Genomic DNA, 10180 nt, shown 5'->3' on the forward strand with positions numbered 1-10180 from the left:
AACTTTTCTGACTTTTCTTCAGCTATTTATGAATGTCTGAATGATGCCCATCTGAAACATAAAAAAGAACTGGATTCCTTGCTGACTCTACGATTTCAGAAGTTTAATAAATCTCAGATTATGAACGTCTAAAGTATAGCTACCCTTTGAGAGCCGATCTTGACTTTCCAGGCGAATTATACCATCAAAAGTTAAATTTTTTCAGCAGCAAGGGGCTGATCTTGCCTATATCCGCTCAAAATCGCTCCCTAATCCCTATAAATCTTCTTCTACCAAAGCCTCAACCCGTCCTGTTTTAACCGCATCCACCAAAGCGGCGTGATCTCGTTCTGTCTGATCGGCATAAGCGATCGCAAATTCGCCCATCGCTAGATCGAACTGATCTCCTTTCCCCAAATAACCGCTAATGGTGGCCGCATCTCCAGATTTAGCGTGGGCGCGGGCCAAGGTCCAGCCACAGAACTCGGCGTAGCGTTGCAGTTGGACGGCCGATACTCCTTCAATGGGTAGGGAAAACTTCATATCCCGCAGTTGCCGTAAATAGAAGTCGTTGCCCCCTCTTCCCCGGGTCCAGCCCAAAAATATGTCGCTAGAGGATTGCATCAATCTCTGGCCTGTAACCACCCGTTGTCCCTGATTTTCGTACTGGCTCTTGGCGGTATAGGGTTCTAGAACCGAAGGGCAAGCCTCCTTAACTTGTAGGATGAGGGGATGGTTATCTTCTGAGAACAATAGGGCGATATAACATCTGGTGCCGACACTGCCAATGCCCACTACTTTCAGGGCAAAGTCCTCTAACTGGTAGCGATCAAAGAGGACTCGGCGTTCCTCCGGCAGGGATTGGCGATAGTCTTCCAGACCCTCGCGCACGAGAGTCTCCCAATCTGGTTCGTTGACATGGTAGAGAATAGGCGGCTGATCGACAAAGCGATTGCGTCCGCCGGTTTGGGTGACGATCTTGGGGTAGAGATGTTCGATGATGCGCTCGCGGGCTTTTGCCATCATCTGTTCCCGCAACTTCCGCGTCTTTTCGTCGGGGGCCATCTCGATCGCCTGTTCTGCTCCTATGCGCGTGTACCATACCTCTAAGGGACTGAGGCGAGAATATTCCCGCAGGTGTTCTCGATAGGAACGAGCGCAATCGATCGCCGCTGCCTTCGATTCTTGATTGGATAGATCGCTATCCCTGCCGGCGATGAGAAAGCTGACCACGAGACGCTTGAGATCCCATTCCCAAGGCGCGGGCAGGGTTTCGTCGAAATCGTTAATATCGAAGACTAAATTGCGTTCGGGGGTGGCAAAAAATCCGAAGTTCAACAGGTGGCAATCCCCGCAGGCCTGCACGATAATGTCAGTTTTGGGAGTGGTGGCCAGATCGTAGGCCATCAAAGCAGCGGAACCGCGCAGGAAGGTAAAGGGACTCCGCAACATTCGTCCGTAGCGGATGGGAATCAATTCCTGTAATCGCCCTCGATTTGATGCTTCGATGATTTCGATCGGCTCTCGACCAGCTGCGGGGGGTTGCCAGATAGCGTGACCAGAACGCGGCAATCGCTCCCGCAGGGATTTACCGATCTGGATGCGTTCTTCCCGTGAACGGAATCGAGCTTGAGAAGGTGAGCGGATCGGGGTTTCTATTTGGTGGTTCATAGCGACTTTTTCCCCTGAATGAGATCAAATCCTTTGCTGTTAGATAGGAAATAGATAAGTCAAGACTGATGGTTCCCTTTCTGGGATAACTTTCTAACATTTCCTCCTGTAGAGATAGCTTCTGATGCTCGGTTCAACAATTAATCTTCACTCGCTTCTTATCTGGGGAAGATCAACATTATCGATGACACATTTTTTTCTGAAATGGCTATCGATTAAATTTGCTTAACTTTTAGCCCAATGGCAGCTCTACTATTTCGATTGTATCTTGCTCAAAAATTGCTGGTGGAATGCTCGTAACAAAATTTTATCTAATGTTCAGCCTTCGGCCAGGGGCTAAAATCTCGCTCTTTTGTGGGGAAAAGGGGGGTATATTCCAGGTTAAAGATAAGATATGCAGCGGTTGCTTTATTCATCTGGCACAGCTAATTCCTTATGGGATAAGCTTTTCGGCGTGGAGAATGTACCAGACCAATCCTGAATCCGCCGTAAATACCCTTAAAATTGATGAGCAGGAGTAAATATTACCAGTTAAAGGTTCGCTGCTATGAAATTCCGTCAATTGATGCGGGCAACAGAAAATAAATACAATCGGCTGCTGGCAAATCTGCTCTCGCTCTACATTATTTACCCGTTTTTAGTATATCTACCCCTGGGAGATTGGCTGATTTTCTTTTTCTTCTCCCTCTCTCTGATCATCGCCGTCTATCAGATCGATCGCAGTAAATTGGCTTTAAGATATAATATCGGTCTGTTTTTGATTGCCCTCCTCCTGCGAGCATTCAGCACGATTATCCCTATTTATAGCGATTTCAACCGTTGGTTCGAGCTATCTAGTACATTAATTTCTCTAGCTTTTGTTAGTTTATGTGTATACTCGATTTTACTAGAATTAATTCTCGCCGAACAGGTAACATCAGATATCATCAAAGGGGGAATTTGTGTCTATTTTCTCTTGGGATTTTTCTGGGCATCCGCTTATAATATCGTCCAGATTTTCGACCCCGATTCCTTTAGCTCCGCCGCTAAAACCGTCAACCAGGCGGATCTACTTCATTTCAGCTTTACTACCCTGGCTACGGTTGGCTACGGTGATATAGTTCCTACCAGTAAAATCGCTAGAGTTCTAGCCAATTTAGAAGGAATGACTGGAGTTCTCTATCCCGCCGTTTTTATCGCTCGTTTAGTCAGTTTACACAATGGTCGTTAACCAAAACAATCCATCGCCCTGGGGGAATATTAGATGATTATGCGTCGCTTTATCCCGATTCTTTCTTTGCTTTTGCCTTGGGTCACTGCTGCGGCAGTCTTGGCGGAAATCCCCACTCTGGCCCAGGAAATCCGCCCAAAAACGGCGGAACAAGTGATCGAGCAACTCTGTGCTAATTTAACCAAACAGCGAGCGTTCACCGTCAATATGGATGTCACCTATGACGATGTACTCGACTCTGGGGCGAAAGTTCAGTACAGTGCCTATCAAAACATCTGGGTAGAGAAACCCAATCGCCTGCGCTCGGACTACACTGGGGATGAACGAGTTACCCGCTTTTTTTACGATGGTAAAACCTTCACCCTTGCGGATATGGAACGGGATCTATACGTTACAAAACCGGCACCGAATACTCTAGATGAAGCCTTAGACCAAGTAGAACAAAAGTACGGGATCAGCATTCCCATGTCAAATCTGGCAGCGAACGATCCCTGTGCAGAGCTAATGGCCGATGTCAAGCAAATTATTTTTATCGGCAACGACATGGTCAACCGCGAACCGATGTATCACCTGCTGCTGATCGGTAGCGATCGCGATTATCAAATCTGGGTCACGCAGGATGCCACCCCCCTAATGAGGAAAGCGATTATTACCTATAAAACTCTACCCGGTTCACCCCAGTACACGGCAATATTATCCGATTGGAATTTTAAGCCTAGTACACCCGCCGATACTTTCACTTTCCAACCGGGATCAGAATCGATCCCTATCGAACTTCTACCCCCTAGGGATAATCAATCCCAGCCGTAAACCCCGTTCATAAAATGCGATCGCTCGTCGGTATTCCCCTAAATCAGCGTTTTGATATACTTTGAATATCTAACGAATTCGAGGTGGGATCATGAAGTCGCAGATTCGACGCTGGGGTAATTCTTTAGCGATTCGGATTCCCAAGTATGCGGTGGAGGCACTGAACCTCAATCCTAAGGACGTTGTTGAATGTTCTGTGGAAAACGGAAAGCTAGTAATTGAGCTAATTCAAGCCTTGCCTGAGTTAAGTCTAGAAGAACTACTGGCTGAGGTTGTTGAATCACCGGAGCCGGAAGTGGATTGGGGGCGGCCAATGAGAGAGGAGGTTTGGTGACATACATTCCAGTTGCTCCAGGATGTTCTCAGAAGAATTAAGCCGATTCTGTTCTAATCGGGACATTCTCAAAAGCCTTACCCTATCCGAACCCAACCCAGATTTATTATAGAAAATGTTCCCGCCAGAGTGTGTGTAGAAACAGGAGAGCGTTTTTTTGCACCAGAAACCCTCGAACGCTTGCAGAAAATAATCTGAGAAGATAAGCAGCCAAGGCAAATAAAAAAATCAAGGAGTCCGGGCTATGAAAAGATCTTCACGTCAAAACTTATGTGTTCTTGCCGCCCTCCTTTTGGGTACAAGTTTACTGATCACGGATTATGTGGACGCTCGCGGTGGCGGTGGCGGTGGTCGTGGCGGTGGTGGAGCTTCCCCACGGGTTAACCGCAGTAGTGATCTGCAAAACCGAGGGAATTTCAGTAATCGTTCCCAACCCTCTAGAGATTTCAGTAATCGTTCCCAAACCTCTAGAGATTTTTCTGGAAGACAGGGGGAAAGACAAACTAATCAACAAAACCGTCAAGGGGAACGCACTGAAAGAACCGATATCCGTCAAGGGGAACGCACTGAAAGAACCGATATCCGTCAAGGGGAACGCACCGAAAGACAGGGGGAACGGCAGCAGCAGGTTAGTGATCGCCAACAGAACCGTCAGAACTTTGTTGACGATAATCGCAACGGTTACTGGCGTGGTGGCGGTTGGTACGGTGGCGGTTATTACGTCCCCCCGGGTTGGGGTTGGGTGGGTTTGACCACCGGCTTAGTCATCGGTTCAGCGATCGCTACTCTCCCCCCCTACTACAATACCGTCTATGTGGGTTCTACTTCCTACATTTACTCGGACGGCATCTATCTTCAACCTAGCGGCAGTTCCTACACGGTGGTGGCCCCGCCAATCGGCGCAATTGTCACCTATATCCCAGACGGCTGCACCACAATTACGGCTGACAATACGCTTTATTACAATTGCAGCGGTATTTACTATCGGCCTCTGTTTGAGAATGGTTCCACGGTTTATCAGGTCGTTCGCTTCTAATCGGTTTCTTCTTCATCAATAATTGCCGATCGATCTAATAATAATAAATCTCGCAGGCGATCGGTATCTAATTCGGTTAACCAATTTTCCCCAGCATCTACGGTTTGTTCCGCTAATTGTTTCTTGCTTTCGATCATCTCATTAATGCGTTCCTCTAGGGTTCCCGTACAGATGAATTTATGTACCTGAACATTGCGTTTTTGTCCGATGCGGAAAGCGCGATCAGTGGCCTGATTCTCTACGGCCGGATTCCACCAACGATCGATATGAAAAACGTGATTAGCGCGGGTTAGATTTAATCCTGTTCCCCCTGCTTTCAGGGAGAGAATAAAAATCTTTGGTCCTTGGGGATCATTTTGAAAGCGCTCGATCATTTCTACCCGATCTTTTGCTTTGGTAGAACCGGAGAGAAATAATATTTCCTCGGCTAATTTTTTCTGGAGATGGGTTTGTAGGAGTTTTCCCCACTCGGCAAATTGTGTAAAAATTAAAGCTCGATCGCCTTCTGCTATCACTTCCTCTACCATGGCTTCTAAACGTAATAATTTTCCCGATCTTTGACTGGTTTCTAAACTATTTTCTTTCAAAAAATGGGCGGGATGATTACAAATTTGTTTTAGTTGCATTAGCAAGGTTAAAATTAATCCATGTTTCTGAATTCCTTGAATTTCTTCAATTTTCTGGAGCGTTGTCTCGACTAATTGTTGATAAAGTTGTCCCTGTTCTTTCGATAAACCACAAAAAATATTCATTTCCTGTTTTTCTGGTAAATCTTCAATAATATTTTTATCGGTTTTTAATCTCCGTAAAATAAAGGGACGGACAAGGGAACGTAAATTATGCAGGGATTCTTGATCGCCGTATTTTTCAATGGGAAGGGCAAAACGACGCTGAAAAAAGGCTTGAGTTCCTAAAAAATTGGGATTGAGAAAATCCAAAATTGACCATAATTCCGTCAGGCGATTTTCTACGGGAGTTCCCGTTAAGGCAATCCGAAATCCTGCGGGTATTTTTCGCACTGCTTGGGATTGTTTAGCCGTAGAGTTTTTAATATTTTGAGCTTCATCTAAAACTAAACCTTGCCATTGTACTGCTTCTAAACTGGACAGATCGCGATAGATTAAAGGATAACTGGTAATAACAACCGATTTATTTTTTACCTCTTGAGCAAAAGCTTTACCTTTTAATCTTTTTTCGCCATGATGCACAAAAACAGCCAGGGTGGGAGCGAATTTTCTTAATTCATGTTCCCAGTTATTGACCACAGAAGTGGGAGCCACCACTAACACGGGATTAACTAACATATCCTGTTCTTTTAATGCTAGTAAAAAAGCGATTAATTGCGGGGTTTTTCCTAAACCCATATCATCGGCTAAACAAGCACCTAAACCCCACTTTTCTAGGAAAGCTAACCAACTAACTCCCTTGATTTGATAGGGGCGTAATTCCCCCCGAAATTCCCGCGGTGGGTTGATTAATTGAATCCCTTGATTGTTATTTAAATTATCAATTAATTCCTTTAATGCTCCCTCCGCTTGGAAAGTGACTACCGGCAGTTTAGCAATTAGATTATTATCTCCTGAACTCAAGCGCAGGGCATCTTCCACCGAGAGATTCAGGGGAGTGATGGTATTATTTAAAATTGCCTGAGCTGCTTTAACATCGGTAGGCTGTAGGATTAACCATTTGCCCCCCACTTCCACCACTGGCGATTTTTTCTCTAATAACTTATCAAAATCTTTTTTCGATATTTCCTGTTCCCCTACTACTAATTTAAGCTGAAAGTTTAATAAACTGGTTAAACTTAATCTTTCTCCTTTTTTGGGAGTTACACTGGCAGCAATCTTAATTCCTAATCTTTGTTCATTGCTACCAGCAGTTAAACCCGTTGGCAAAATTACCCCTAATCCCTGATCTTGCAATTGCCAAGCGATCGAGCGAATAAACTGATAAACTTCGATCGAATCAAGAGAACATTCCTCCGGGTGTCTCTGCTCTAAACTAATTCTAATCGGTTCGTACAATCGCGATGCTAATCCCAATCCTTTTAAGAGAATTTCCTGGGGATTATTGACAACTCTTTGATAACTATGATAACTTTCTTTCCCCTCTAACCAAATCAACTTGGCACTAATGAGAAATTCGGGATCATCTAACGCTTGTAAATAATAGGTAAGTTTCCACGCTGTTCCTAGACTGGGAGGTTGTAAACATAAACAAACACGGTATTGATTCTCGATTAATTGGCGATTATTGCCATTAACTAAACTTTCTTGGATAGGAAACACCCAGTTATTATAAGCATTTTCTAGACGCTGTAAATTCTTGGCTTCTAAGGCAATGTCATGATGATCACCGCTTAAAGATTGTAGCCAGGGTTTCACCATCAATGACGGCGAAATATTAACAGTACTATCTATTTTTTGTCGTAAACGAGCATCGACAATATTTTTTAAGCAATCGAGAATGATTGTTTGTGGTTCGCTATTTTCTTGATAGACAAGACAAACCGGGGGGATGGTTTGGATAAACTTAGCTAAACGAGTGCGATCGATGGTACTATCTAGCAGGGGATACCAGCAACTTTGACCCTGATTTATTCCTGCTAAAAACTTTCCCCTTGCTAATAAATCTAAACTCCAACGGTGCAAATACAGCCAAAATCGTAGATCATTACCGATAAATTCGGCCTTAGCTAGGGGTAATTTTTCCCATAACTGTACTATCATCCCCGCAGAAAAAGTTAATCCCGATACTTGCCATGGTTGCCAAGACAAGGATTTAGGTGTGGGTTCGAGAATTTGCCCCGACAGCAGCGGTAAAGAATATTTTTTCCTAGGGGGAGAATAACTAGGCAAACTGAGCTTGATTGATTCTGGAGAATACTGGTTAAGCTGAGGGGAAAATTTCTCGATAAATTGGGCTAATGCCCCAGATTCTAGACAAAAAGGATGATTTTCTTGGGTTTCACTTAATTCCTTCCCTTGCCACTGTTCACCCCAAAGAAAAAAAACACTATCCTGCGAACCAATCAGCCAATTACCGTGTAGAGTAGTCATTATAAAATAGGGAAATTCCTCTAAAAAACCTGCTGTTGAAAAGGTAACAAATCTCGATTTTGTCGCTTCTTCTGACCTTAAGAGCCTCTAATCTCCTATTTTAGTGGACAAGGGCTGATTTCTCAAGCAAAATCTAGTTCAGCGATTAGCCCCGACCGCATGGTTATTATCAATGATAATCAATAGAGTTATTTTTAAACTATGTACAAATCGATCGCCCTAACCCTCGTCCTCAGTCTTCCCCTTAACTTGTCCCTAGTTGGTTATGGGGAAGATTTAAACCACCTACAGCAATTATTATCCACCCGAAAATGTCCCCAATGCGATCTGAGCGGTTCGGGGTTGGTGCAATCGAATCTAACCGGGGCAAAATTAAATGGGGCCAATCTCGTCGGTGCTAATCTTAGTCAAGCTAATTTAAGTGGGGCGGATCTGAGTGGTGCCAATTTAACCGGTGCTTCTTTCTTTGGTGCTAATCTCACTGGAGCGAACTTAAGCGGGGCAATCTTGACGGGTGCGGATTTAAGAGGCGCTTATCTCAATAATGCTAACCTCGAAAACACCAAACTAGACACTGCATACGTGCAGGGTGCGGTGGGAATTCCCAGTAGTGCCGGTACTCCCGAACTATTCTACGGTCTAGGGATGGTGGAAGGAAAACAGGGACGCACCAGCGCCGCTATAGAAAATTTTAATAAGGCCTTGACAATTAACTCGGAATATGCTCCAGCTTATCTGGCCCGGGCCATGGCTCACTATCGTCTGGGACAAAATGCTCTAGCGGCCCAGGACGCTCAAATGGCTTCGACTCTCTTTGAACAGCAAGGTAACACCCCCGGTTACGAAGCAGCAGAGAATTTTATTAAAGGCATGGAAATCGCCCTAAAACCGCGAGAACAAGGTGGTGGCAACGCTCAATTAGACCAAATGGTGCAGGGGATTGGTTCTCTGCTCTTACAGTTTGTTTTACCCGCTTTGGGACTGTTTTAGTCCTCGTCCGCTGGCTCTTCTAAATGTTCCGAGACCGCGTAATAAAGGTCAAGGACATGATGATCGGCAAGACGATAAAAGACTCTCCGTCCCTGTTTTTGGTATTTAACTAATCTTAAGGCTCTTAGGGTTCTTAACTGGTGGGATACGGCCGATTCACTCATCCCTAAGTCGTCGGCTAAGTCACAAACACATAATTCTTGTTTGGCTAAAAGCGACAGAATTCTTAGGCGGTTGGCATCCCCCAAAAGGCTGAAAAATTCGGCCATTTTTTGGGCTTTTTCGATTTCTAATCCCTGCAAGTGCTGGAATTTCGCCTCTTGGTGATGGGATTCCCCACAAACCGGTGCTATTTTCTCTAGGGCCATATTTTTTCCTGATCGGTTATTAAGGGAAAGTTGAGAAAGGGAGGTATCGATCGAATCTTCAATCCCGATACTTGTCCCCTTCTCCCCAATAACTAAATTTAACCGCAACGACAGTCATTGTGTCCACAGCCTTTCCCTTTAACGTGACCATTGGCACAAGCTTGGCAACAGTAGTATTGATAGTATTGATCGTTTTCTTTGATGGCATCGGCGATCGATACTACACACTTACAGGATTCACAAGCACATTTCATCATGGTGACAGCGATCATGGTTACTACCTCTGAACTTCTTTACTGACTTTAGTATAACATCTGAACAGATGTTCATAGATTGAATAAAGTTAAATTTTTCTAAAACTCAGACGGGAAAGTTAGGGCAGTTATCTCAAGGGTGAGGTGGGAAGTTCTCCTTGATCAGTGATTCAGATTTGAGTTTTCTGTTCACTGTTTAAGCTAAGTAGTCGTGCAAAATTAATTTCCTAGTCGAGACTCCGAGACAGGAGACTCGGAGACAGGAGACTCCGAGACGGGATACAGGAGACTCCGAGACGGGATACAGGAGACTCTGAGACGGGAGACGGGATACAGCTATTAGGGATCGGATTTGAGTTTTCAGTTCACTGTTTACTGATCACAGCAGAAGTCTGACGGAGTAGTGGCTTAGATGTGTAATTAATTGTGCTTAGATACTTAGGGCTGGCTGAATAAATCTAAAAACCTT

At 44.6% G+C, this 10180-nt stretch carries 9 protein-coding genes and 1 pseudogene; 6 read left to right on the forward strand and 4 right to left on the reverse strand.

The annotated features are described in order from the left end of the window. Positions 1 to 132: pseudogene (locus IM509_RS02370) on the forward strand (IS630 family transposase); the annotation flags it as partial. Between the two features lie 123 nt (positions 133 to 255). Here the strand turns inward: IM509_RS02370 and IM509_RS02375 are convergent. Further along, positions 256 to 1650: a DUF2252 domain-containing protein gene (locus IM509_RS02375; protein ID WP_185237633.1), complete on the reverse strand. Its 1395-nt coding sequence runs from the start codon at positions 1648 to 1650 to the stop codon at positions 256 to 258. A gap of 547 nt (positions 1651 to 2197) precedes the next feature. Here IM509_RS02375 and IM509_RS02380 point away from each other — a divergent pair. From IM509_RS02380 to IM509_RS02395, 4 genes are all read left to right on the forward strand, one after another. After that, entirely contained in the window at positions 2198 to 2860 is a 663-nt protein-coding gene (locus IM509_RS02380) for a potassium channel family protein (protein ID WP_002738780.1), read from the forward strand. Positions 2861 to 2893: 33 nt separating this feature from the next. After that, positions 2894 to 3670, forward strand: a complete 777-nt coding sequence (locus tag IM509_RS02385) for a DUF2092 domain-containing protein (RefSeq protein ID WP_052278266.1) — start codon at positions 2894 to 2896, stop codon at positions 3668 to 3670. 91 nt (positions 3671 to 3761) lie between these two features. Beyond that, positions 3762 to 4004: an AbrB/MazE/SpoVT family DNA-binding domain-containing protein gene (locus tag IM509_RS02390; RefSeq protein ID WP_052278267.1), complete on the forward strand. Its 243-nt coding sequence runs from the start codon at positions 3762 to 3764 to the stop codon at positions 4002 to 4004. Positions 4005 to 4248: 244 nt separating this feature from the next. Beyond that, positions 4249 to 5040 (forward strand): DUF6515 family protein, encoded by a 792-nt coding sequence (locus tag IM509_RS02395; RefSeq protein WP_052278268.1) that lies wholly within the window; start codon positions 4249 to 4251, stop codon positions 5038 to 5040. Here IM509_RS02395 and IM509_RS02400 read toward each other — a convergent pair. Continuing rightward, on the reverse strand, positions 5037 to 8099 hold the full coding sequence (locus tag IM509_RS02400) for a sll1366 family intein-prone helicase (RefSeq protein WP_185237634.1): 3063 nt from the start codon (positions 8097 to 8099) through the stop codon (positions 5037 to 5039). The two genes, IM509_RS02395 and IM509_RS02400, sit on opposite strands and share 4 nt — an antisense overlap. Positions 8100 to 8300: 201 nt before the next feature. Between IM509_RS02400 and IM509_RS02405 the strand changes: the two genes are divergently transcribed. Continuing rightward, positions 8301 to 9089, forward strand: a complete 789-nt coding sequence (locus IM509_RS02405; protein ID WP_002786927.1) for a pentapeptide repeat-containing protein — start codon at positions 8301 to 8303, stop codon at positions 9087 to 9089. On the opposite strand, the gene IM509_RS02410 is transcribed toward IM509_RS02405, so the two are convergent. Both IM509_RS02410 and IM509_RS02415 read right to left on the reverse strand, forming a co-directional pair. Next, entirely contained in the window at positions 9086 to 9457 is a 372-nt protein-coding gene (locus tag IM509_RS02410) for an ArsR/SmtB family transcription factor (RefSeq protein ID WP_002800682.1), read from the reverse strand. The two genes, IM509_RS02405 and IM509_RS02410, sit on opposite strands and share 4 nt — an antisense overlap. 98 nt (positions 9458 to 9555) lie before the next feature. Further along, positions 9556 to 9729: a metallothionein gene (locus tag IM509_RS02415; RefSeq protein ID WP_185237635.1), complete on the reverse strand. Its 174-nt coding sequence runs from the start codon at positions 9727 to 9729 to the stop codon at positions 9556 to 9558. Positions 9730 to 10180: the final 451 nt, after the last annotated feature.

It is taken from the genome of Microcystis sp. M31BS1 (genome assembly GCF_020245285.1).
Classification (GTDB): domain Bacteria; phylum Cyanobacteriota; class Cyanobacteriia; order Cyanobacteriales; family Microcystaceae; genus Microcystis; species Microcystis panniformis.